20 protein-coding genes and 1 other RNA gene are annotated in these 23,864 nt (G+C 71.1%); 14 read left to right on the top strand and 7 right to left on the bottom strand.

Annotated elements, in window-relative coordinates; genetic code table 11:
• Positions 1 to 17 precede the first annotated feature (17 nt).
• Genes AW273_RS26185 through AW273_RS26160 form a run of 6 tightly spaced genes read left to right on the top strand, consistent with a single transcriptional unit; the run spans position 18 to position 8,052 of the window.
• Complete coding sequence (locus tag AW273_RS26185) at positions 18 to 1,241, top strand: metal-dependent hydrolase family protein (RefSeq protein WP_083950066.1); 1,224 nt, start codon at positions 18 to 20, stop codon at positions 1,239 to 1,241.
• Complete coding sequence (locus AW273_RS26180; protein ID WP_083950065.1) at positions 1,238 to 2,188, top strand: DMT family transporter; 951 nt, start codon at positions 1,238 to 1,240, stop codon at positions 2,186 to 2,188. The genes AW273_RS26185 and AW273_RS26180 overlap by 4 nt, the downstream gene beginning before the upstream one ends.
• On the top strand, positions 2,155 to 3,321 hold the full coding sequence (locus AW273_RS26175) for an acyl-CoA dehydrogenase family protein (RefSeq protein WP_062353416.1): 1,167 nt from the start codon (positions 2,155 to 2,157) through the stop codon (positions 3,319 to 3,321). The genes AW273_RS26180 and AW273_RS26175 overlap by 34 nt, the downstream gene beginning before the upstream one ends.
• Complete coding sequence (locus AW273_RS26170) at positions 3,318 to 4,985, top strand: thiamine pyrophosphate-binding protein (RefSeq protein ID WP_062353413.1); 1,668 nt, start codon at positions 3,318 to 3,320, stop codon at positions 4,983 to 4,985. The genes AW273_RS26175 and AW273_RS26170 overlap by 4 nt, the downstream gene beginning before the upstream one ends.
• Positions 4,982 to 6,112: a Glu/Leu/Phe/Val dehydrogenase dimerization domain-containing protein gene (locus tag AW273_RS26165; RefSeq protein WP_062353410.1), complete on the top strand. Its 1,131-nt coding sequence runs from the start codon at positions 4,982 to 4,984 to the stop codon at positions 6,110 to 6,112. Before AW273_RS26170 ends, AW273_RS26165 begins: the two co-directional genes overlap by 4 nt.
• On the top strand, positions 6,109 to 8,052 hold the full coding sequence (locus AW273_RS26160) for an acetate--CoA ligase family protein (protein WP_062353407.1): 1,944 nt from the start codon (positions 6,109 to 6,111) through the stop codon (positions 8,050 to 8,052). The genes AW273_RS26165 and AW273_RS26160 overlap by 4 nt, the downstream gene beginning before the upstream one ends.
• On the opposite strand, the gene AW273_RS26155 is transcribed toward AW273_RS26160, so the two are convergent.
• Both AW273_RS26155 and AW273_RS26150 read right to left on the bottom strand, forming a co-directional pair.
• Positions 8,040 to 8,621: a TetR/AcrR family transcriptional regulator gene (locus AW273_RS26155; protein ID WP_232327598.1), complete on the bottom strand. Its 582-nt coding sequence runs from the start codon at positions 8,619 to 8,621 to the stop codon at positions 8,040 to 8,042. The genes AW273_RS26160 and AW273_RS26155 overlap by 13 nt on opposite strands.
• Positions 8,622 to 8,651: 30 nt before the next feature.
• Complete coding sequence (locus AW273_RS26150; RefSeq protein ID WP_063910112.1) at positions 8,652 to 9,971, bottom strand: sensor histidine kinase; 1,320 nt, start codon at positions 9,969 to 9,971, stop codon at positions 8,652 to 8,654.
• Positions 9,972 to 10,097: 126 nt separating this feature from the next.
• Between AW273_RS26150 and AW273_RS26145 the strand changes: the two genes are divergently transcribed.
• On the top strand, positions 10,098 to 11,546 hold the full coding sequence (locus AW273_RS26145; RefSeq protein WP_062353399.1) for an AMP-binding protein: 1,449 nt from the start codon (positions 10,098 to 10,100) through the stop codon (positions 11,544 to 11,546).
• A gap of 142 nt (positions 11,547 to 11,688) precedes the next feature.
• Positions 11,689 to 11,868, top strand: coding sequence for a hypothetical protein (locus AW273_RS26140; RefSeq protein WP_062353396.1), 180 nt, complete (start codon positions 11,689 to 11,691; stop codon positions 11,866 to 11,868).
• Positions 11,869 to 11,998: 130 nt separating this feature from the next.
• On the opposite strand, the gene AW273_RS26135 is transcribed toward AW273_RS26140, so the two are convergent.
• Genes AW273_RS26135 through AW273_RS26125 form a run of 3 tightly spaced genes read right to left on the bottom strand, consistent with a single transcriptional unit; the run spans position 11,999 to position 15,579 of the window.
• Positions 11,999 to 13,102, bottom strand: a complete 1,104-nt coding sequence (locus AW273_RS26135) for a M20 family metallopeptidase (protein ID WP_198168367.1) — start codon at positions 13,100 to 13,102, stop codon at positions 11,999 to 12,001.
• A complete protein-coding gene (locus AW273_RS26130; RefSeq protein WP_062353394.1) occupies positions 13,099 to 14,121 on the bottom strand; it encodes a dipeptidase in 1,023 nt (340 codons plus the stop codon). The genes AW273_RS26135 and AW273_RS26130 overlap by 4 nt, the downstream gene beginning before the upstream one ends.
• Positions 14,122 to 14,157: 36 nt before the next feature.
• Entirely contained in the window at positions 14,158 to 15,579 is a 1,422-nt protein-coding gene (locus AW273_RS26125) for a flavin-containing monooxygenase (RefSeq protein WP_062353391.1), read from the bottom strand.
• A 37-nt stretch (positions 15,580 to 15,616) separates the two neighbouring features.
• Between AW273_RS26125 and AW273_RS26120 the strand changes: the two genes are divergently transcribed.
• Complete coding sequence (locus AW273_RS26120) at positions 15,617 to 16,447, top strand: Nif3-like dinuclear metal center hexameric protein (RefSeq protein ID WP_062353388.1); 831 nt, start codon at positions 15,617 to 15,619, stop codon at positions 16,445 to 16,447.
• 2 nt (positions 16,448 to 16,449) lie between these two features.
• Positions 16,450 to 17,190: a zinc ribbon domain-containing protein gene (locus AW273_RS26115; protein WP_062353385.1), complete on the top strand. Its 741-nt coding sequence runs from the start codon at positions 16,450 to 16,452 to the stop codon at positions 17,188 to 17,190.
• Positions 17,191 to 17,229: 39 nt separating this feature from the next.
• Here AW273_RS26115 and AW273_RS26110 read toward each other — a convergent pair whose 3' ends face one another.
• A complete protein-coding gene (locus AW273_RS26110) occupies positions 17,230 to 18,423 on the bottom strand; it encodes an RNA-guided endonuclease InsQ/TnpB family protein (protein ID WP_083950075.1) in 1,194 nt (397 codons plus the stop codon).
• A 110-nt stretch (positions 18,424 to 18,533) separates the two neighbouring features.
• On the opposite strand from AW273_RS26110, the gene AW273_RS26105 reads away from it, so the two are divergent.
• The gene (locus tag AW273_RS26105; protein ID WP_062353382.1) at positions 18,534 to 19,817 is read left to right on the top strand and encodes a bifunctional RNase H/acid phosphatase; all 1,284 of its coding nucleotides are present in this window, start codon (positions 18,534 to 18,536) and stop codon (positions 19,815 to 19,817) included.
• On the opposite strand, the gene AW273_RS26100 is transcribed toward AW273_RS26105, so the two are convergent.
• A complete protein-coding gene (locus tag AW273_RS26100) occupies positions 19,751 to 20,362 on the bottom strand; it encodes a GNAT family N-acetyltransferase (protein WP_062353380.1) in 612 nt (203 codons plus the stop codon). The two genes, AW273_RS26105 and AW273_RS26100, sit on opposite strands and share 67 nt — an antisense overlap.
• 214 nt (positions 20,363 to 20,576) lie before the next feature.
• Here AW273_RS26100 and rnpB point away from each other — a divergent pair.
• From rnpB to AW273_RS26085, 3 genes are all read left to right on the top strand, one after another.
• An RNA gene (gene rnpB, locus AW273_RS26095) (RNase P RNA component class A) lies at positions 20,577 to 20,968 on the top strand.
• Between the two features lie 1,085 nt (positions 20,969 to 22,053).
• Positions 22,054 to 22,338, top strand: coding sequence for a hypothetical protein (locus AW273_RS26090; RefSeq protein ID WP_062353377.1), 285 nt, complete (start codon positions 22,054 to 22,056; stop codon positions 22,336 to 22,338).
• An 82-nt stretch (positions 22,339 to 22,420) separates the two neighbouring features.
• Positions 22,421 to 23,113 carry a hypothetical protein gene (locus AW273_RS26085; protein ID WP_198168366.1) on the top strand — a complete coding sequence of 231 codons (693 nt, stop codon included), beginning with the start codon at positions 22,421 to 22,423 and terminating at the stop codon, positions 23,111 to 23,113.
• Positions 23,114 to 23,864: the final 751 nt, after the last annotated feature.

The raw sequence follows: 23,864 nt of genomic DNA, 5'->3' as shown, positions 1-23,864 counted from the left end.
ACAGGAGGGGAGGACCGGTGGCCAGAGCGGTGCGGTGCGCGCGGCTCGTCGACGTCGTCGGCGAGCGGGTGCTGACCGATCAGCTCGTCGTCATCGAGGGTGACCGGATCGTCTCGACGGGTCCCTACACCGGGTTCGACGGGGAGCTGCGCGACCTCGGCGACGTCACCGTGGCCCCCGGGCTGATCGACCTGCACACCCATCTCGTCGGGGTGGCGGCGTGCGGCGACTACGCCCAGGAGCTCAAGCACAGCGCGGCCCGGCAGGCCTTCGCCTCCATCCCCAACGCCCGCGACACGCTGCTGGCCGGGTTCACCACCGTCCGCGACGTCGGCACCTTCCGGGCCTTCGTCGACGTCGCGCTGCGCGACGCCGTCGACGCCGGGCACGTGCTCGGGCCGCGCATGGCCGTCGCCGGGGCCTACGTGACCGTTCGCGGCGGCGGCGGCATGCTGACCGGGTTCGCCCACGACGTCGAGGTGCCGAAGGAGTTCCGGTTCGGCGAGACACGTTCGGTCGACGACATCCGGGAGCGGGTCCGGGAGATCGTCTTCCACGGCGCCGACCTGATCAAACTGATCGCCACCGGCGCGGTGCTGGCCAACGGCACCGTCCCCGGAGCGCCCGAGCTGACCGAGGCGCAGATGCGCGCCGCCGTCGAGGAGGCCTCCTGGTACGGCCGGTACGTCGCCGCCCACGCCCACGGCGCCGAGGGCGTCAAGCGGGCGGTGTGCGCCGGGGTGCGGTCGATCGAGCACGCCTGCTTCCTCGACGACGAGGGCGCCGAACTGATGGCCGCCCACGGGACCTACCTGTCGGCCGACATCTGGTGGGCCGACTGGATCCGCGAGACCGGCCCGTCGCGGGGCTACGACGCCGAGCAGCTCCGCAAGAACGACGAGACCGCCGAGGCGCAGCGCGAGGGCTTCCGCAGGGCGGTGCGGGCCGGGGTGAAGATCGGGTTCGGCACGGACGCCGGCGGCTTCCCCCACGGGCTCCAGGGCCGGCAGCTCGCCACCATGGTCGAGCACGGGCTCACGCCGATCCAGGCGCTGAAGGCGGCGACGCTGACGAGCGCCGAGTGCATGGGGTGGGACGACCGGGTCGGCTCCCTCTCGCCGGGCCGGTACGCCGACCTGATCGCGGTGCCGGGAACCCTGGACATCACGAAGTTCGCCGACGTGGCGTTCGTGATGAAGGGCGGGGAGGTCGTCAAGAACACTCTGCGGGGCGTCTCATGACCACCGGCGACCTTGCGAACGGGGCTGAGACGGCACCCGCCTCGCCCCCCAGGCGCCACTACCACCTGGGCGTGCTCGCCCTGGTCTCCGTCACCGCCGTCTGGGGATCCACGTTCCCGCTCACCAAGGACCTGGTCGCGCGGTTGCCCATCGCCGACCTCTACGCCGCCCGGTTCGGCATCGCCGTGGTGGTCCTGATCGCCGTCCGGCCGCGCGCGCTCCGCAACCTCACCCCGCGCCTGTGGGGGACGGGCGCGCTGCTGGGCGGCGTCTACGGCGTCGCGCTGACCCTCCAGACCATCGGCCTGGCCGAGCTGCCGTCGTCGGTCTCCGGTTTCGTCACCGGCTCCTACCTCGTGCTGACGCCGCTGATCGCCCTGGTCTGGCTGAAGACGCGGGTCAGCCGGCCGACGTGGGCGGCCGTCGGGCTGGCCACCGTCGGCACCGCCTCGTTCAGCCTGCTCAGCGGGCCGGTCGGCGCACCGGCGGGCGCGGTCGCGCTGACCGCCGTGTCGGCGGCGCTCTACGCCGTGCACCTGGTCGCGCTCGGCAAGTGGTCGCGGCCCGAGGACGCGTACGCGTTGTCGGTCGTGCAGATCCTCACGCTGGCCGTGGTCATGACCGTCGCCGCCGCGCCCGGCGGGATCACGCTGCCGCACGGCGCCGCCGACTGGACCGGCGTGCTCTACCTCGCCACCGTGGCCGGGGCCGGGACGTTCCTCGCCCAGACGTGGGCGCAGGCGCACGTGCCGCCGACCACCGCCGCCGTCGTCATCGCGGTCGAGCCCGTGTGGGCGACCGCCTTCGCCGCCGTCCTGTACGGCGAGCCGCTCACCTGGACGGTCCTCGTCGGGGGCGGTTGCATGCTGGCCGCCATGGGGATCGTGGCCCGGCCCGTACCCGAGGAGAGACCATGCCCAGAATCCCCCGTCTCGGCCGTGAGCTGAGCCCGGAGCAGGCCGACGTCGTCGCGCTGGCGCGGCGGTTCGCCGCCGAGGAGATCCGGCCCCGGGCGCGGGAGGTCGACGAGGGCGACCACGTCTTCCCCCGCGAGATCTGGGCGAAGGCGGCGAAGGCCGGGCTGACCTCGTTCATGATCCCCGAGGAGTTCGGCGGGGGCGGGGTCGTCGACCTGGTCACCCAGTGCCTGGTGCAGGAGGAGTTGTGCCACGGCGACATCTCCATCGGCAACCTGATCACCTCCGGGGGGTTCTTCGCCTCACCCGTGCTGGAACTCGGCACCCCGTCCCAGAAAGAGCGGCTGCTCGCGCCGCTGACCGGTGACGATCCGCCCCTGACCGCGCTGGCCACGACCGAGCCCGGCGTCGGCTCCGACGCGGCCGCGATCACCACCCGGGCCGAACGCGACGGCGACCACTACGTGCTGACCGGGCAGAAGACGTGGATCTCCAACGCGCCCTTCGCCGAGTGGTTCGTCGTCTTCGCGACGGTCGCGCCCGGCACCCGCGCCAAGGGGGTGACCGCCTTCGTCGTGCACCGGGACGCGCCCGGCTTCACGGTCGGGCCGCCGATGCCGAAGATGGGCCAGCGCGGCATCGCCTGCGCGGAGCTCTTCCTCGACGGGGTCCGCGTGTCGGCGGCCGACCGCCTCGGCGAGGAGGGCCAGGGGTTCCGGGGGCTCATGCGGACCTTCGACGCCTCCCGGGTGCTCATCGCCGCCGCCTGCACGGGCCTGTCGCGCGCCGCCCTGGACGTGGCGCTGGCGTACGCGAAGGAGAGGGAGCAGTTCGGCACGCCCGTCATCGGCCACCAGGCGGTGGCGTTCCGGCTCGCCGACATGGCGGCCAGGATCGACGTGTCGGCGCTGCTGACCCGGCGGGCCGCCGACCTCCACGACCTCGGCGAGACCGTCACCGAGGAGGCCGCGATCGCCAAGCTGACGGCGTCGGAGAACGCGGTGTGGTGCGCGTGGGCGGCGATGCAGACGTTCGGCGGGTGGGGCTACTCGCGGGAGTTCCCCGTGGAGAGGTGGCTGCGCGACGCCAAGCTGGAGGAGCTCGAAGAGGGCACCTCCGACATCCAGCGGCTGATCATCTCCCGGTCGCTGGCCCGCTCATGACCGGCGCGACGGCGGTCGCGGCCACCCTGGCCGCCCACGGGGTCGACACGGTTTTCGGCATCCCCGGAACCCACAACCTCGCCCTGTACGACGCCCTCGCCCGCCAGGGCGCCCGGCTGGTCACCCCCCGGCACGAGCAGGGGGCCGGGTACGCCGCCGACGGCTACGCCCGGATCTCCGGGCGTCCCGGCGTCGTGCTGACCACGACCGGCCCCGGTGTCCTGAACGCCGCGGCGGCGGCCGGGCAGGCCTACTCCGACTCGATCCCGATGGTGCTGATCTCGCCCGGCGTGCCGACCACGCATCCGCGCCGGAGCACCGGCTACCTGCACGAGACGAAGAACCAGTCGGCGGCGATGGACGCGGTCTGCGCGTGGAGCCACCGCGTGACGACCGTGGCCGAGATCCCCTCGGCGCTCGCGGCGGCGTTCGTGTTCTTCGCGGCGGGCCGGCCGCGACCCGTGCACATCGAGATCCCGGCCGACCTCCTCGACGCCGAGGGCGACTACCCGCTCCCCGCACGTGGCGGCCTTCCCGAAGCCGCTCAGGCCCTGGCCGGAGCCGGACGGGTGGGCATCGTCCTGGGCGGCGGCGCCCGCGAGGCGGGCGCGGCGGCCCTCCGGCTCGCCGACCTCGTGGACGCCCTGGTCGTCACCACCATCAACGGGACGGGCATCCTCCCTCCCGCTCATCGTCGCAACCTCGGCCCCGCCCTCTTCCTGGCGTCGGCCCAGGCGTGGCTGAAGTCCTGCGACGCGGTCGTGGCCGTGGGCACGGAACTGGCCCCCTCGGACCTGTGGACCGACTTCACCTACGAGGGCACCCTCATCCGCATCGACGTCGACCCGGCCCAGACGACGACCGCGACGATCCCGATCACCGCCCACGCGGAGACCGCCCTCCCGGCCCTGGCCACCCTGGTGGCAAAAGCCGTGGAAGCGGATCACCTGCCCCGCACCGGCCCCGACTCGCCCGCGATCAACGGCGGGCACCCGCTTCGCACCGGCCCTGACGTGCCCGCGATCATTGGGGACGCCGGTGACGGGAGGGGCGTGGCCGTCTGGCCCGTGATCACAGACGACCGCGGTGAGATGCCGGGGCGTGCGGCTCTCGCGGAGGTCACCCGTCGGATCGCTCAGGAACGCGCCGCCCTGGCCGCCCCCTGGCGGGCCGAGCTCGACGCCATCGCCCAGGCCCTCCCCGCCCACGCCGTGGTCGCCGCCGACAACTCGATGTTCTGTTACTACGGCGCCCTGGCCACCCTCCGGCGCCGTTTCCTGTTCCCCGCCGGCTTCGGCACCCTCGGCTACGCCCTCCCCGCCGCGATCGGCGCCAAGGTCGCCGACCCGGACCTGCCCGTCGTGGTCCTGGCCGGTGACGGCGCGCTCCAGTTCACCGTCCAGGAGCTGGCCACCGCGGTCGAACTCGGCCTCAACCTGCCGATCGTCGTCGCCGTCAACGGCGGCTACGGCGAGATCCGGGCCGAGATGACGGCCCGCCCGATGACCCCGGTGGCGGTCGACCTGCACGCCCCCGACTTCGTCCAGCTCGCCCGCGCCTTCGGCGCCCGCGGCGTCGCACACCCGGCGGACCTGCGGGGCGAGATCGGCGCGGCGTTCGCCGCCGACCGTCCCACGGTGATCGTCATCCAGGAGCACTCATGACCCCGTTCCTCCAGGTCGTCTGGACCGACGACGTCACCGGCCGCCCCGGCTACCTGGTCATCGACCGGCTGGGCCGGGGCGTCAGCAGCGGCGGCCTGCGGATGCGCGCCGGCGTCACCCTGGAGGAGGTCGCCGACCTGGCCCGGGGCATGTCCCGCAAGGAGGCGATCGCCTACGAGCCGGGCCTGGCCTACCAGCCGCTCGGCGGCGCGAAGGGCGGCATCGACTGCGACCCGCTCGACCCCGAGGCCACCGGCATGCTGCACCGCTACATCGCCGCGATGAAGCCCCTGCTGGCCACCTACTGGGCGACCGGCGAGGACCTGGGGCTGCGCCAGGAGTCGATCGAGGAGGCCTGTCACGCGGCCGGCCTGCGCACCTCGATCGACGCCGTCCTGCCGCTCCTCGACGACCCAGACACGGCACTCAAGCGCCTGGACGCCGCCTTCGCCGTCACGGTCGACGGCATCGGCCTGGGCGACCTGGCCGGCGGCTGCGGCGTGGCCGAGTCGGCCCTGACCGCGCTCGACCGCCTGGGCATCGAGGAGCCGACGGCGGTCGTCCAGGGCTTCGGGTCCATGGGCGGCGCGACCGCGCGGTTCCTGGCGCGGGCGGGGGTGCGGATCGTCGGCGTCGCCGACGCCGACGGCCTCGTCACCGACCCCGGCGGCCTGGACGTGGAGGCGCTGCTCCGCGCCCGCGACCCCTTCGGCCGGATCCCGGGCGGCAAACGGCCCCGCGACGAGTGGCTCGACGTCGACTGCGACCTGCTGGTCCCGGCCGCCGTCTCCTACTGCGTCGGCGCGGAGGAGGCCCCTCGGGTGCGGGCCCGGCTGGTGGTGGAGGCGGCCAACGTCCCGGTCACCCCGGAGGCCGAACGCCTGCTCGCGGACAGGGGGGTGGTGGTCGTCCCGGACGTGGTGGCCAACTCGGCCACCAACTCCTGGTGGTGGTGGACGCTGTTCGGCGACATCCCGGCCGACGCCGACGCCGCCTTCGCGAAGATCCGCTCCTGGATGCGCCGGATGACGACCGAGATCATGTCCGACCCGGCCCGGACCCCGAGAGAGGTCGCCCACGACCTGAGCGCCCGCAACCTGGCGGCCAACCTGGCGGCCCGGCGATGACCGAGGCGCTGTTCGACCCCCGCACGGTCGCCGTGGTCGGCGCCTCCGGCGACCCCGCCAAATGGGGCTACTGGCTGGCCAGGGGCGCCCTGAGCGGCGCGTCGCGGCGGCCGGTCCACCTGGTGAACGCCCGGGGCGCCGACGTCCTCGGCCACCGCACCCACCGCTCGCTGCGCGACCTCCCCGAGGCCCCCGACCTGGTCGCGATGGCGACCCCGCCGCACACCTACGAGCAGGTCGTCGGCGACGCCCTCGACGCCGGGGCCCGCCATCTCGTCGCGATCACCGCCGGGGTCGTCTACCCGGGCGGCCTGCCCGCGCTGGCCGCCCGGGTGCGCTCGGCGGGCGCCCGTCTCGTGGGCCCGACCAGCATGGGGGTGTACGACTCCGCCGCCGGCCTCTCCCTCACCTGGGGCACGCTGACCCCCGGCCCGATCGGCGTCGTCTCCCAGAGCGGCTCGGTCGGCCTGGAACTCGGCTACCTGGCCGCGAAGGAGGGCCTGGGCCTGTCGCGGTTCGTGTCCGTCGGGGACGCCGCCGACCTGGGGGTCCGGGAACTGGCCGAAGCGGTCGTCGCCGCCCCGCACACCCGCGTCGTCGTGCTCTACCTCGAAGACCTGTCGATCGGCCGCGACCTGATCGCCCTGGCGGGCGGCAAGCCCGTCGTCCTGCTGACCGTCGGCGGCTCGGCGGCGGGCCGCCGCGCGGTCACCTCCCACACCGGCGCGCTCGCCACCCCCGACGCGATCGTCGACGCGCTGTGCCGGGCGGCGGGGGTGATGCGCGCCCGCACCCCGCAGGAGGCGATCCACATCGCCCAGGCGTGCCTGGCCGTCCCGTCCCCCGTGCGCCGGGTCGCGGTCGTGGCCGACAGCGGGGGCCAGGGGGCCATCGCCGCCGAACTGGCCGAGCGCCTGGGCCTGGAGGTGCCCGCGTTCGCCCCGGCCACGGTCGAGGCGCTGCGCGCCCTCCTGCCGCCGGACGCGGGCCTGTCGAACCCGGTCGACATGGCGGGCGCGGGGGAGTCCGACCTGGCGACGTACCCGAAGATCACGGAGATCGTCGCGCCCGAGGTCGACGCGGTCGTCCTGACCGGCTACTTCGCCAGCTACGCCGCCGACAGCCCGGCGCTGGAGGAGGCGGAGCGCGCCGCCGCCGCCCGTCTGGCCCGGACGCTCACCACGAGGCCCTGCCTCATCCACACGATGCGCCCCGAGGGCCCGACGGTGGACTTCCTGCGGGCGGCCGGCATCCCCGTCCACGGCACGATCGACGCCGTCATGACCGGCCTGAGCGCACTGACCTCCCGGCCCGCCGCCGGGGGTGCGACGCCGGCCTCGCGGCCGTCCGGCGAGATCTCGGGATACATCGCCCTCCGCCGCACCCTCATGGCCTGCGGAGTCGCCTTCCCCGCCGGGCTGCTCTACGACGGCGGCGACCCGGGCCTGGCCTACCCGCTGGTCCTCAAGGCCCTGGGACCGGCCCACAAGACCGAGGTGGGCGGCGTCGTCCTCGGCATCGCCTCCCCGGAGGAGCTCCACCGGGCGGCGGCGCGGATGCGGGAGAGACTGCCGGGGCTCCCGCTCTGGGTCGAGGAGCAGCTGACGACGCCGGGCGTGGAGCTGATCGTCGGCGCGCACCGCGACCCCCACGCCGGGGCGGTCGTCACCTTCGGGGCCGGGGGAGTGCTCGCCGAGCTCATCGCCGACACCGCGACGGCCCTCGCCCCGCTCACCCATCGGCAGGCGAGGGAACTGATCGCGGCGACCCGGGTTTCGCGTCTGCTGGACGGCTGGCGCGGCGCCCCGCCCGCCGACCTCGACGCCGTCGCGCAGGTGATGGTCGTATTGGGGGACATTCTCGAAGCGCGTCCCGAGCTCACCGAAATCGAAATCAACCCGCTGAAAGACGGATTCGCCCTCGACGCCTACGCGAGCTGATCGGGCTCCAGCCCGAGTTCGACGGCGGCCGCGGTGCGCACCAATTCGAACAACCGCGCCCGGGTCAACATCCTCTTGTGCACGGTCACCTGAACCGTCAGCCCGTCGATCAGCGACATCAACCGCCACGCCGCCCCTTCGGGGTCGGGGCACTCGAAGACCCCGTCTTCGGCCCCGGCCGCCAGGATTCCCCGCAGGGCGTCCTTCCACCGCAGGTCAAGCGCCCGGGAGACGTCTTCGAGCGACGGGTTTCGCATCGATTCCGACCAGGCGTCGATCCACAACGCCCACGATTTCGATTTACCACTCGGCGAATACAACTTGAGCATCGCCCGCAGTTTGTCGATCGGCCCCCCGGCCGATTCGAGAAGCGCCTCAAGATTGTCGAGGTCGCGTTCGGCGGCGTATCCGAACGCCGCGGCGAACAGTTTCTCCTTCGTCTCGAAATGGTAGAAGAGCAGCGCCTGGCTCACGCCCGCCGCCTGGGCGATGTCGACGGTGCGGGTGTGCCCGAATCCCTGGGCCGCGATGACGTCGCAGGCGACCTTGAGCAGATCCTCCCGGCGCATTCGGCTGATTCCCCGTGCCACATCGGAACCCTAGCGCGACACGGGGATTCGCATCACGAACCGGGCGCCCTTCACGCTGTCCTCGATGCCGAGGCTGCCGCCGTGGCTCTCGCAGATCTGGCGGGCGATGGCGAGCCCGAGGCCGGTCCCTCCGGCGTCGCGGGAGCGGGCGGCGTCGAGGCGGGTGAACCGCTGGAAGACGTGCTCCCACTTGTCGTGCGGGACGCCGGCGCCGTCGTCCACGACCTCCAGGACGCCGGAGCCGTCCTCCTCGTAGACCTTGACGACGACGACCGAGTTGACGTGGCGTTCGGCGTTGTCGAGCAGGTTGGTCAGCACGCGGGCCAGGCGCAGGCGGTCGCCCGTGATGACCACGCCGGGCTCCAGCTCCCGGATGATCCGCACCCGGCGTCGGCGGCGGTCGAGTTCGGCCGCGGCGAGCTGGCCGAGGTCGACGGGGTCCATCCGCCCCGGGGCGCCGGAGTCGAGGCGGGCGATCTGGAGGAGGTCGTCCACCAGGGCCTGCAGGCGGTCGACGCTGGTCAGGATGGCCCCGCCGGTCTCGCGCCAGTCGGTCGTCTCGACGTCGAGCAGGGCGCCCTCGATCTCGGCGCGCATGGCGGTGAGGGGGCTGCGCAGGTCGTGGGAGGCGTCGGAGGCGAACCGCCGCTGCTGCTCGACGGCCTCCTCCAGGCGGTCGAGGGTGGCGTTGGCGGTCTCGGCCAGGCGGCGGATCTCGTCGTGGTGCTTCGGCACCGGCACCCGGTGGTCGAGATCGCTGCCGGTGATCGTGGCGAGCTCCTCGCTGATCGCGTCGACCGGCCGAAGCGCCTTGCCCATCAGCCAGTACGTGCCGAAGGTCGTCACCACGACGATGAGCCCCGCCCCGAGGAACAGCAGCAGGTCGGCGCGCGGGTCGACGTACCAGGGCACCACCGGGTCGGCGGCGTAGATCAGGTAGTCGCCGTCGGGGTTGTAGACGCGGATGGCGACGATCACCATGCACTGGCCGGGCCACAACTTGGAGTCGCAGTGGACCATGTCCTGCCGCACGGTCGTGTTCGGCGGCTGGAAGTACGCCATCCGCGGCTTGCCCTGCAGCAGCACGCTGGACGACTCGACCGACCCGTCGGGCCGGATCACCTGGAGCCCGGCGATGCCCTGGCTCGGCAGCACGTCCGGGATCTGGTCCTTCTTCAGCAGGTGGATGGTCTTGAGGGTGACCCGCACGACCCGGTCGACGTTGTACTGGCTCGCCAGCCCGCGCAGGCCGATGAGGGCGGTCGCGAGCACGGACAGGCACAGGAGCGTCATGACCAGACCGGCGACCAACGTCAACCGGCCCCGCATCGACCATCGGTGCCATCCGAACAACCTCTTCCCCCTGATGTCCCAGATGATCACATAACGTCAAATAGCGGCTACTCAACGTGGTCAAGGCTGGGCAAACAGGTCGTCTGGCGCGATGCTCGACGTATGGACCCGAGCTTCTACCTGATCGCCCGGACCGACCCCGGCCGCCTCGCGGTGATCGACGTCGACGGCACGGAGGTCCGCGCCGGGGAACTGCTCGCCCTCGCCAACCAGGTCTCCCACGGCCTGCGCGACCAGGGCCTGTCCGCCGGCGACGTCGTCGCCGGCACGCTGCGCAACGGCCTGGACGCCCTGGTCATGCTCCTGGCCACCGGCCAGACCGGCCTCTACTACGTGCCGGTCAACTGGCACCTCACCGAGGCCGAGATCGGCTACATCGTCACCGACAGCGACGCGAGACTGGTCGTCCGGACCCCGGAGGACGTCGCCGCCCTGGCCCTGGGCAACCCGGTCACCGACCCGCCCGACCGCACGTACGGCCAGGTCATGTGGTACACGAGCGGCACCACGGGGTTCCCGAAGGGCGTCCAGCGCCCCCGGACGTCCAAGACCCCGGAAGAGGTCCTGCCGCTCTACCTGTGGTTCATCGAGGAGGTGCTCGACCTGCGCCCGGGCGACGGCGTGCACCTGGTGACCTCACCGATGTACCACTCGGCCCCCTGCGCCCACGCCCAGTTCGCCCTCCACCTCGGCCACACGGTCGTCATCACCCCGAGGTTCGACCCGGAGTCGGTGCTGGAACTGATCGAACGCCACCGCGTGACCGACACGATGATGGTGCCGACCATGTTCCACCGCATGCTCCGCCTGCCCGCCGAGACCAGGGAACGCTTCGACGTCTCCTCGCTGCGCCAGGTCACCCACACGGCCGCCGCCTGCCCCGTACCGGTGAAGCGGGCGATGATGGACTGGTTCGGCCCGGTCCTCTACGAGTACTACGGCTCGACCGAGTCGACCATCGCCTTCGCCGTCAAACCCGGCGAGTGGCTCGCCCGCCCCGGCACGGTCGGCCGCCCCGTCCCCGGCATGGAGGCCCGCGTCCTCGACGAGAACGGCGCGGACGTCCCGCCCGGCGTGCCCGGAATGATCTACGTGAAGTCGTCGCTGGGCACCTTCGAATACCGCAAGGACCCGGAGAAGACGGCCGCCTCGAAACGCGGCGACTGGTACGCCCCCGGCGACATCGGCTACCTCGACCCCGACGGATACCTCTACCTGCTCGACCGGCGCACCGACCTGATCGTCAGCGGCGGGGTGAACATCTACCCGGCCGAGATCGAGGCCGCCCTGCTGAGCCACCCGGGCGTGGTCGAGGCCGCGGTGATCGGGGTGCCCGACGAGGAGTGGGGACAGTCGGTGGTGGCGCTGGTCCAGACGGCGGAGAAGGTGCCGGAGGAGGAGCTCAGGGAGCACCTGGGGCCTCGGCTGGCGAGGTTCAAGCATCCCCGGGTGATCGAGTTCCGGGAGCGACTGCCCCGCACGCCGACGGGGAAGTTGTCGCGGACGAAGGTCCGGGAACGCTACCTGTCCGAGGGCGAGCGCAACACGTAGCCGCCGTCGCGGAACATCGTCGCCGGCGTTCACCTCGTCGGCCATCGCGCCGTAGAAGTTCTCGTAGTACCGCTCCGGCCGCGCCCCGAGCTTCACCAGGTTGAAGTAGGCGTTCCGCCGGACGAGGGGGTCGAACGTCCACGTGATCGTCGAGATCCCGCGGGCCAGCGCCCACGATCGCTGGTGCCGCTTGAGCGCCAGCCCGGCCCCGGGTGAGACCGCCCCGGTCACGTGGGAGTGGAGCGTCGCCTCGCCGGGCGGGGAGCAGAAGCCCACCGACCCTCCGGTCAGCCGCCCGTCGACGAACGCGCCCGCCACGTAGTTGCCCGCGTGGGAGAAGGCCCGCATCAGCTCCACGGTCACCGGAGGGTTCGACGGCTGGGGCCGCCAGATGGTGTCGAACACCCCGTAGAGGGCCTCGAACTCGGCCAGGGTGGTCAGTTCCCGCACGATCACGCCAGCACCGACCGCACCAGTTCCGTCAGCAGCCGGGCCCTGACGGGCATGTGCTCCACCAGGACGTGCTCCTCGGGCGCGTGGGCCCCGCCGCCGAGGGCGCCGAGCCCGTCGAGGGTGGGGGTGCCGACCCCGGCGGTGAAGTTGCCGTCGGAGGCGCCGCCGACCGACACCCCGGTCAGCGGGGGCATGCCGAGCGAGGCGGCGATCGCCACGGCCCGCTCGAACAGGGCGGCGGAGGAGGCCCCGTCGAAGGGCGGGCGGTTCGGGCCGCCGAGCAGTTCGAGCCGGGTTCCGTCGACGACGGGCGTGAGGGCCCGCATCAGCTCGTCGACCCGCTGCTGGGAGGCCACGTCGGGCACCCGCACGTCGATCGCCACCCGCCCGAGGGCGGGGATCGTGTTCGTGGACGTGCCGGCCGACATCAGCGTCGGGGTCACCGACAGGGCGCCCGGCCGGGACGACGACGCCACGGTTCCGGCGATCCGCGTGATGGCGATGATCTGGTGCGCGAGCTCGATGCCGGCGTTGGCGCCCTTCTCCGGTTCGAGGCCGGCGTGGGCGGCCCGGCCGTGCACCAGGAGTTCGTACCGGGAGATGCCCTTCCGCGCCAGTTTCAACGCCCCGCCGTCGGCGCTGGCCTCCAGGACGAACGCGGCCGACAGGCCCCGGGCCGACTGCTCGATCAGTGGTCGGGAGGTGGGGGAGCCGAGCTCCTCGTCGCCGACGACCAGCACCGACACCCCGTCGAGGGAGGGCAGGCCGGACAGGGCGTGGAAGAGCTGCACCAGGCCGGCCTTCATGTCGAAGACGCCGGGGCCGCGGGCGACGCCGTCGCGGCAGCTCCACGGCATGTCGCGCAGGGTGCCGATCGGCCAGACCGTGTCGTGGTGGCCGAGCAGCAGCACACGCGGCGGCCCGAAGGTCCACCGCAGGTGCGACACCCCCCGGATCGTCACCCGGTCGGGCGCGGCGCCCAGCCGCCGGGCCCCGACCTCGGCGACCACCTCGGCGCTCTTGGCCACCGCCGCGTGGTCGGCGGAGAACGACTCGCAGCCGACCAGTTCCTCCAGGTCGCCGACCATCTCGCCGAGGTTCACCGGCGGACCCCCAGTTCGGCGCGGAACAGGCGCAGCACGTTCTCACCCAGGATCAGCCGGATCTCCTCGGGGGAGAAGCCGTGCTTCTCCAGCGCCTCGGTCACCAGCGGCAGGCCGCGCGGGCCGTCGAGGCCGGGGATCACCGCCTCGACGTCGAGGCCCGACGGGGTGGCCTCGCAGCAGGGCGGGGTGACGTCGTGGAGGACCTCGCGGATGAAGTCGGGGCCGAGGCCCACGTGCTCGATGCCGGCCACCGAGGCGATGTGGGCGATGTGGTCGACCAGGTCGTCGACCGTGACCTTGCGGGGGTGCTCGGTGAGGAAGGCCGGCAGGAAGTTCACGCAGATCACGCCGCCCGTGGCGGCGACGCCGCGGAGCTGGTCGTCGGTCAGGTTCCGGTGGTGGTCGAGCAGGGCCCGCGCCGAGGAGTGGGTCGCCATCACCGGCCGCCGGGCCAGTTCCAGCACGTGGGCCACGCCGGAGGCGCCCAGGTGGGAGACGTCGAAGACGATACCCAGGTCCTCCATCGCCGCCAGGGCCTCGACCCCCGCCGCGGTCAGCCGGGAGCCGGTGGCGTCCTCGCCGCTGCCGTCGGCCAGGGGGGTCCGCCCCCAGTGGGCGATCGACGCCACCCGCACGCCGAGCCGGTGGAGGGTCGGGATGAGCTCGACGCTGGAGTCGAGGCCGGGCATGCTCTCCATGGCCAGGACCAGCGCGATCCTCCCGTCGGCCAGGGCGGCGGAGACGTCGCCGCCGTCGAGGCAGAGCCGCACCTCGTCGACCTCGGCGGCGATCACGTGGGCGGCCTCGATCATGCGCAGGGTCTGCCGCAGCGCGCCCTCGGGGCGGTACCAGTCGTCGATGAACACCGGCAGCACCTGGAGGTCCACCCCGCCCTCGGTGAGCTGGGGGAGCCAGGTGTCACGGAAGTAGCGGGCCCAGTGTTTCGGCGGGCGGGCGGCCACCGCCATCAGGAGGTCGTTGTGGGTGTCGGCCACCACCGCGTCGAAGTGCAGCATGGCGGGGCTCCTTCCGGGGAGGGCGTCTACCGGACGTTACCGCCCCGCCCCGAACTTGTATGCCCCTGGCCTGGGACGCCGGGTGATCCTCCGGTATTCGCGGGCGGTCCTCGGCCAGTTGGTGGTGATCCTCCCGCCGGGGGTCTTGTACCAGCTCCGGCAGTCGCCGTTCCAGACCGTGGCCGCCAGAGCCCTGTTCAGAGCGGTCGTGTACGCCGCCAGCGCCTCCTCCGTGACCTCCATCCGGCCTCTCCGGGCGATCAGGTCGAGGCAGCCCAGCACGTACCCGACCTGGGCCTCCAGCATGTAGACGATGGAGTTGTGGCCGAGGTTGGTGTTGGGGCCGTACAGGAAGAACAGGTTGGGGAAGCCCGGGGCGGCCATGCCCAGGTAGGCCTCGGCGCCGTCCTTCCACTGGTCGTGCAGGTCGCGGCCGTCGGCGTTGGTGACGGCCATCGGCAGGAGGAACTCGGTGGAGCGGAAGCCGGTGGCGTACACGATCGTGTCGGCTCTTCTGAGCCCGGAGGGCGTCTCCACCCCTTCGGGGACGATCCGGACGATCGGCTCGGTGACCAGGTCGACGTTCGGCCTGGTCAGCGCGGGATAGAAGTGGCTGTCGAAGACCACCCGTCTGCAGCCGGGCGGATAGGCGGGGGTCAGCCTGCGGCGTAGTTCGGGGTCGGGGACCTGACGGCGCAGGTGGGCGAGCGCGGTCCTCCTGATCAGGTCGGTGCTCCACCCGCCGACCAGGGCCGGCCAGACCGTCTTCTCGACGTAGTCGAAGAACCATCGCCGGTACGCCCGATGGGCCCCCGGCACCCATCGGAACACCGCCCTGGTCAGCGGCGCGAACTCGGCGTCGGCCTTCGGCAGCACCCAGTTGGGGGTGCGCTGGTAGACGTCCAGATGCTCGGCGGTCGCGGCGACCGGCGGGATGAGCTGCGCGGCCGAGGACCCGGTGCCGATGACGGCGACCCGCCTCCCCGCCAGGTCGCGGCCCGCCCAGCGGGCCGAATGGAAGGCGTCGCCCGCGAAGGTCCCGGCGCCCGGGATGACCGGCACCCGCGGCCGGTTGAGCTGCCCGACGGCCGTGACCACCACGTCGAACCGCTCGGCCGAACCGGGCGTGACGACGAGCCAGCCGGCGCCGTCGTGGGCGAGCTCGGTCACCTCGGTGCGGAACCTCGGCCGCACGCCGTACCTGGCCGCGATCATCTCCAGGTAGGCGAGGATCTCCGGCTGCCCCGGGTAGCGCCGCGACCAGTCGCAGTAGGGGTCGAACGAGTAGGAGTACAGGTGGGAGGGGATGTCGCAGCCCGCCCCGGGATAGGTGTTGTCGCGCCACGTGCCGCCGACCCCGTCGCCCTTCTCGAAGACGACGTGGGGAATGCCCTTTCGAGCCAGTCTCACGGCCATGCACAGACCGCCGAACCCGGCTCCCACGATGGCGACGCGCATGAAACCACGCTAACCCGGCGGCCGGTAACCTCCCAGGGTGACTGAGACCACCCTGCAAACGGTCATTCGCACGCTGGAGTCGGCCTACGACCCCGCCACCGCGGAATCGTGGGACGCCGTCGGCCTCGTCTGCGGCGACCCCGCCCAGCCGGTGCGGAAGGTGCTGTTCGCCGTCGACCCGGTGACCGCCGTCGCCGACGAGGCCCTCGACTGGGGCGCCGACCTGATCGTCACCCACCATCCGCTCTACCTCAGGGGCGTCACCTCGGTCGCCGCCACCACCGCCAAGGGCCGCATCGTCCACCGCCTGATCAGGGCGGGCGTCGGCCTCTACACCGCCCACACCAACGCCGACGTCGCCGACCCCGGCGTCTCCGACGCGCTGGCCCGCGCGGTCGGCCTGAGCGGGTCGCTGCGCCCGCTCGCCCCGCTGCCCGACCGCCCCCGGCTGGGCCTCGGCCGGGTGGGCGAGCTGCCGGTGTCGATGACGCTGGCCAAGTTCGCGGCGCTGGCCGCCCACGGCCTGCCCCGGACGTCCGGGGGCCTGCGCGTCTCCGGCGACCCCGACCGCCTGGTGAAGACCGTCGCCGTCTCCGGCGGCGCCGGAGACTCCCTGCTCGGAGCGGCCAGGCGGGCCGCCGTCGACGTGTTCCTCACCGCCGACCTGCGCCACCATCCGGCCAGCGAGTACGCCGAGGAAGCCGGCCCCGCCCTGATCGACGCCGCCCACTGGGCCACCGAGTGGCCCTGGCTCACCGACGCCGCCGAACGGCTGACCACGGCCCTCGCGGCGACCGGCCATAATGTGGAGGCGCGCGTCTCCGAGAGGGTCACCGACGCCTGGACCACAACAGCACAGCGAGGATAGGGATGAAAGCCGCACCGGACGCACAGAAGCGACTCCTCGACCTGGCTGAGCAAGATGCAGCCCTCGACCGGCTCCGCCACCGCCGCCGCACCCTCCCCGAACTGGCCGGCATCGACGACCTGAGCAAACGCCTGGCCCAGATCGCCACCCAGATGATCGCCGCCGAGACCGAGGCCGCCGACCTGGGCCGCGAGCAGTCGAAGGCCGAGTCCGACGTCGACGCCGTCCGCCAGCGGGCCGAGCGCGACCAGAAGCGCCTCGACTCCGGCGCCGTCTCCTCCCCCCGCGACCTGGCCGGCCTCCAGTCCGAGATCGCCTCGCTGCACCGCCGCCAGGGCGACCTCGAAGAGGTCGTGCTGGAGATCATGGAACGCCGCGAGACGGCCGACGCCCGCGTCGACGCCCTGCGCGCCGAACGCGAGACCATCACCGCCGACCTCGTCGGCGCCGAGAGCCGCCGCGACACCGCCTTCGCCGAGATCGACAAGGACGGCTCCGAGGTCACCGCCCGCCGCAAGACGATCGCCGGGGAGATCCCCGCCGACCTGCTGGCCCTCTACGAGAAGCTGCGCGAGTCCAGCGGCGTGGGCGCCGCCCTCCTCCACGGCGGCCGCTGCCTCGGTTGCCGCACCACGTTGTCGATCGCCGACCTGAACGCCATCCGGGCCGCCAAGCCCGACGAGGTCGTGCGGTGTGAGGAGTGCCGCCGGATCCTGGTCCGCACCAACGAGTCGGGCCTTTGACGTCCGCCCCCGCCGCAGAACGGGGGATTGCAACTCATCTCAGCCGGAAAGGAGGACAAGTTGAGGTTCACGGTTCACAGGCCCCGCAACCGGGTCGCCTCCCCGCGCGTTCACCGCACGCCCTGCGGCGATATCGCGAATGTTCCTGGCCGCGTTTACGTCGGCGTTGGCCTGATGCCCGCAGGCGCGACACCGGAACACCGCTTGGCTCTCACGGTTTTCCGGCGCGCGATTTCCGCACGCATTACAGATCTGCGACGTGAAACGCGGGCTCACTTTCACCACCCGGCCGGGCGCTTTCTGCTCCAGGCGGGTGACAAGCCGGCCCCAGCCGGCGGCGAGAACGCCCCGATTGAGTCCGGCTTTCTGACGGACATTCGTGCCGGGCATCTCCAGTGTGCCTCTCGCGGACCTGGCCATGTCGAGGATCTTCAGGTCTTCGACGCCGATCACGTCGAAGGCGCGGGCCAGGCGGGTACTGGTCTTCTCCACCCAGTCCTTGCGCCGGTCGCTCTCGCGCGCCTTCAGGCGGGCGACGGCGGCCTTGACCCGGCCGCGCCGGTTCGACCCCCGCTGGGCGCGGGCCAGCTTACGCAGCAGGCGCAGCAGACGGTCCTTCTCGCCCTCGCGCAGGCCAGGGACGGTCTCCACGCCGCCGGTGGACAGCGCGGCACTGACGGTCACACCACGATCGACGCCGACGACCTCGCCCGTACCTGGAGCGGGGATCGACTCGGGGACGGCCGCAAACGCCACATGCCAGCGCCCGGCCGCATCCCGCGTGATCCGGTAGGACTTCACGTCGCCGGAGACGGCGCGGGACCAGCGGAACCGCACCCAGCCGACCTTGGGCACCCTGACCTCGCCCACGTGGCGGGACAGGCGGCGCACATCACCCGGCTTGACGGCCACAATGCGGAACCCGTCACCCCGGCCGCGTTTACGCCAGGTCGGCTTGCGGTGGGTCGTGCCAAAGAAGTTCGCCATCGCTTGTGCGAAGTCCTTGAGCGCCTGTTGCTGGACGATGATGGAGCCGTTTCGCAACCATTCGAATTCCAAGCGGGCTTCGGTCAGTTGACGGCATTGTTCGGCGAATCCCGGCGCGCTTTTTCGTCCTGGCTTCCAATACGAATGCTGCTCAACGGCGAGATTCCACACGAAGCGCGCGTGCCCGCAATGCTCCGCCAACGCCGCCTCCTGGACAGGTGTCGGCGAAAGACGATAGCGGGACATGCGGCTGATCCTATCGATAAGCAACGGCCGAATCGGGAAAACGAAATGTTTCGCCGTTCCATGTGTCCTGGCCGCTCTGAAGGACGGGGCATCGACGCTGTAGGTGCAAGGTGACGACCTACTCCATCGAGGCCGACGGCGGCTCCCGGGGCAACCCGGGCCCGGCCGGCTACGGTGCCGTCGTCTACGCCCCCGACGGCACGGTCATCGCCGAGGCGGCCGAGTCGATCGGCGTGACGACCAACAACGTGGCCGAATACCGGGGCCTGATCGCCGGCCTGACGGCCCTTTCCGGGCTGGGCCTCGACGGCGTCCCCGTCGAGGTCCGCATGGACTCGAAGCTGGTCATCGAGCAGATGGCCGGCCGCTGGAAGATCAAGAACGAGGGCCTCCGGCCCCTGGCCACCGAGGCGGCCGCCCTGGCGCGCCGCTTCCGCGTGACGTGGACGTGGATCCCCCGCGAGCGCAACACCCACGCCGACGCCCTGGCCAACGAAGCGATGGATGCGGCGGCACGTGGCGAAAAATGGACGAGTACGAGTACGCATACGACGACGCGGATCTTCGACGCGGATACGCATCCGGCGCGGGAAGACGAGGGTCCGGCTGCGGACGGGCCGCCGGGGCCTGCTGAGAAGGCTGCTGGCACGCCTGCTGAGACGGATCTTCTAGACGCCTCCCTCTTCGAGTCGCGAACCGGTTCCGTCTCGACGAGCACCCGGACGGAGACCGTTTCGCCGGCCAAGACCGGAAACCTCTGGACCGGCGCGACCCGGGTGGCCACCACACTGGTCCTGCTGCGCCACGGCCAGACCCCGCTGTCGGTGGAGAAGCGCTTCTCCGGCCTGGGCGACCCGGCCCTCACCGAGCTGGGCGAGGCGCAGGCCGAGAAGGCGGCGGCCCGGCTGGCCGGGGCCAAGCTCGACGCCATCGTGAGCTCCCCCCTGGCCCGCGCCCGGCAGACGGCCGAGGCCGTGGCCGAGGCGACCGGCCTGCCCGTCCACGTCGACGACGACCTCCGCGAGATCGACTTCGGCGCGTGGGAGGGCCGCACCTTCGCCGAGATCAGAGACCGCTGGCCCCACGAGATGAACGCCTGGCTGGCCGACCCGGCGGTGGCCCCGCCGGGCGGGGAGAGCTTCCAGTCGGCCGGCCACCGGGTGCGACGGGCGCGGGAACGCATCCTGGCCGGCCACCCGGGGGAGACCGTGCTGGTCGTCTCCCACGTGACCCCGATCAAGCTCCTGGTCCGCTACGCCCTCAACGCGCCCCCCGAAGCGCTCTACCACATGCACCTCGACCTGGCCTGCCTGTCGGCGATCGACTACTACAGCGACGGCCCGTCGGTCCTGCGGGTGTTCAACGACACCGCCCACCTGACGTTCCCCCGCTGACCGGCGAGCGGGAGCCGGACGTCGAGGACCATCCCGGTCATCGACGGCTTCTCGGCCCCCGCGCCGTCAAGAAGCGAGAGCATGCGCGTGTTGGTGGCGTACACACTGGCGGTGACCACCCGCACCCGCCGGGACGGCGCGAGAGCGAGCGCATGCCACAGCAGCACCCGCCCGAGCCCCCGCCCCTGCCAGCGGTCCTCGACGAGCAGCGCCACCTCGGCCTCCCCGGGTGCGAGATCCATCAGGTTCGTCATCGCGACGACCTTTCCCGGCTCCCCCGCGACGTGCGTGACCAGCGTGACACCACGCTCCGGATCGGTGAACAGCCGCATGACCGCGTCGCTCAACCGCGGCGCCGGCCCGAAATAACGCAGCCGCAGAGACTCGGGGGAGCACCTTTCGTGCATCTCCCGCACACCCTGTGCGTCGTCCGGCGTCATGGGCCGCGTGACCAGGTCGACCCCGTCGACCCGCAGCCGGTGCTGACCCTGCTGACCGGCCCGGATCGGCCGCGGGCCCCTCGGCGGCCGGTTCGTGGCGTTCATCGTCGACTACCCCCTGTGGATTTCCGTGCGACCACGTTCTGTGACATTTGACGGGTTGCCGCTTGCCACGGGGTTGGGGTGCGCTTGAGAATCGGGCCACTTGGCGGGGGGCCACTACTCGTTTGCCGAGTTCGCCGCCCTGCGGGCTGATGGGCCACTTGGAGGGGGCCACATGCGGGGCTTGGAGAGCCGATAGGGTTGGACGTACGGCGGACGAGCCGGCCGGACGGCCGCGTCGGGACCCTTTACCGGGTTTCGCCGAGGAAGGTCCGGGCTCCACAGGGCAGGGTGGTCGGTAACGCCGACCCGGGGTGACCCGCGGGACAGTGCCACAGAGAACAGACCGCCTTTCCCGCATGGGGGAGGTAAGGGTGAAACGGTGGTGTAAGAGACCACCAGCGCCTCCGGTGACGGGGGCGGCTCGGTAAACCCCACCCGGAGCAAGGTCAAGAAGGGGACCCTCGGGTCCCCGCGCGCGCCGCTTGAGGACTGCCCGTCCGATGGTGCGCGGGTAGACCGCTTGAGACCACGAGCAATCGTGGCCCTAGATGGATGGCCGTCGGTCAGCGATGACCACAGAACCCGGCCTATAGGCCGACTCGTCCGCCTTGTAACCCTCTGACCTGCATGGGTGTGCCCTCCCGGCATGATCCAGCAGCCGGGAGGGCACAAATCGGGCACAACGTCAGTGATCAAGGACTCCGGCGGAGGCCTTCACGGTGACTCGCGGAACCACCTGAGCAATCTCTGACCTGCGCAGCAGAAGATCGCGGGGTTGTGGGTCCGCACTCTTCAAATCTGGTTGCTTGGGATACTGTTCCACCTGCATTGCTTAGCTATGCGCATTGGGTAGAAATGCGCATGTATCAAACGTACACTCGGGGCATGGAACGCCCTAGGTCACCATGGGTCCCCGTAGGTATCGACGCTGTCGCTGCACATCTCGGCGTGTCTGAGAACACAGTCATCGCCTGGCGTCGGCGCTCGGCAAAAGAGTGGGTGAACGTGCCGAAGTTCCCCACTCCCGCAGGGAAGATCTCTGGTCGGGACTGGTGGTGGCTGTCAGATGTTCTCGACTGGGCACACCTGACTGGCCGCCTCAAGGAGCCGATACCTAAGGACTGGTCGCCTCCTGAGTGATGAACTGAGCGACAGCCGCCGGAAAACGCGAGCGAACCTCAGCGAGCGGTGACGGTTCGTAGGCCTTGCTTTCCGCACCCGGTCAGTATCTCGGATCCTTCGGGCACATCCAGGGCACACGAGCGCGGAAACTGCTGCAAAGCGATGACAACCAGCGGCAGCGTTTTTGCAGCTCAGAAGCCATCTCTCTGGTTCCGGTGCAGGTCACGATCCTGCGGAATTAGAACCCGGCCTATAGGCCGACTCGTCCGCCCCTAAGCCTTCGATCAGGCGCGAGATCATTTACAAGATCGCCGGTTCCGTCAGGGGTTCGCGAGCGAAACTGATCATGATTTCGATGGGTGCCGTGCCCAGTCTTCCTCTCCGAGGAACGGTGTTTATTGGCTTCTCCGCCTTCGGCATTTACGAGCTGCACGGATATGCGCTCCCAGGAAGATCCAACAGCCGTGAGGGCGTTCGAGGTAGGCGGCGAACACGGTTTCCCCTCTCAAAGTGACCCTTCGTGTTGTATCCTTGAGGTACATGGGTACTAGGAGCTCAGGAGGGTGTCCATGACGATGCCACGCCCGGCCAAGAGGCAAGCGCCGCTGAAGGTCGACCCGGCAACCGATGAGCTGATCTCGCAAGGAGCCCACTTCCTCGGAGTGACCAAGAAAGACCTGGTCGCCACCGCAGTACGTGTCTACCTGGACCAGCAGCGGGAACAGGTCCGACGCGGGATGATCGAGTCGATGAAGGTTCTGGACGGCTCCCTGTCTTCCAGCGTGTCCCTGCTAAGCGGTCTGTCGCCCGAACGCGTCACCGAACTCGGCGGCACTGGCGACTGGGAGGAATGACATCGCCACGCATCGCGTCCGTCCCACGCTGCGCGCCCTCCGCGACGATCTGAAGCTGTCCCTGCCCTCGGCGCAGATCCCCTTGGACGCGATCACCCACCCCCTGCTCGACAAGGCTTCCGAGCAGTTCGCCGATCCCGGTACCGCGCACGAGCGCATCCGCGCCATCGACGATGTGGTGCTGTTCAAGGTGAAAGTGCAGCGCTGGCGCGGCGCCGTATGGATCGACGATCCCGACGCCGAAGTTTCTGCGTGGTTGGTAGCCGCAGGCACCCGCGAAGACGGCTCCGGCGATGACTTCTACGCGGCTCTGGAAGCCGGCGGAAATGCGGCCCGTGCCCGCCACAACGCGAAGCACGACCAAGCCCTGACCACCAGCACCTACAGCAGGCATCTCCTGCCCACTGACGCCGACTACGACCGCTACCAGCTCGAAGCGGCCACCAGATTCGCCCAGCGCCTCAACTCCACGATTCGCGATCTCGCACGCGGTTCCCTGCGCGACGGACACGAACACGCTGCCGACTTCCCCGGCTTCCGCCTCGGCATTCTGATCCGCGCTGACGACGGAAATGAGACTTACGCGGCTATTCGCATCACCGGCTCAGCTCCGGCCAACCTGACCGCGATGATTCTTAGCCGGGTTCCCGGCTGTGAGGCGGACGCGTGGTTTCCCGAGTACGCACTTCCTGAACGCGATCTGCTGCCCGCCGAACAGGTCTGGTCTAACATCATGGATCCGAAGGCCGCAGCGGAACTCGTTGAGGAATCCTGACCCTTTGGCTTTAGTCAGGTGGCAGCCCGTGCGCGTGCCCTGGCCGGCGATTTGCCGTCGGGCGTTTTCAGGGCACATGGCGTTGAGAACTGCTGGCAAGCGACGAGAACGAGCGGCAACATTCTCGCAGGTGGCACGCGGTTCCAAGCATCTTCGTGCAGGCAACGCTCACGCGGAAGCGGCACCCGGCCTAGAGGCCGACTCGTCCACCTTAAGCCTCTGAGCTGGCTTTTCAGCCAGCGGTTCGCCGCCTGGCGGCTCGACGACGTCGCTCTGCGCAGCTCAGCCTTCCTGAAGGAAGACCATCGGGTAGCCGCTTAAGAACGGTTCGTCGTGGTCCTCACTCGCGTTCCAAACGATCGGTGACGGACGTCGCGTCCTTCCCGGCCAGGCTCTACCGGAACGGGGCGGCGTACTCAGCCGGTTCGTTCTCGGTAATGGCGAGGGAGACGGTCGAGCCGGCGGCGTCCGGCGTCCATCCCTCGTCGAGTGCCCGCCGGATGACCGATGCCACCAGTCCCGGCCGCACCGTCACAGCTCTCGCGCCGACCCAGTTGTCCGGCCGTGCCCAGGGCAGACTGACCAGGAGCACACTTCCGGGACGCATCCCGTGTTCCACCGAGAAGGACAGCGGACTCCAGATGAGTCGGCCTGTGCCGAACTCGCCGGCGATAGACCGTGCCGTTCACGGTGATGAGCCGGGAGCCTTTGCGAGGTATGGCCATCGACGCACTGTACCGACGGCGAACAG

The organism is Herbidospora yilanensis (assembly GCF_001570565.1).
Classification (GTDB): domain Bacteria; phylum Actinomycetota; class Actinomycetes; order Streptosporangiales; family Streptosporangiaceae; genus Herbidospora; species Herbidospora yilanensis.
This window is presented reverse-complemented; position numbering and strand designations above follow the sequence as displayed.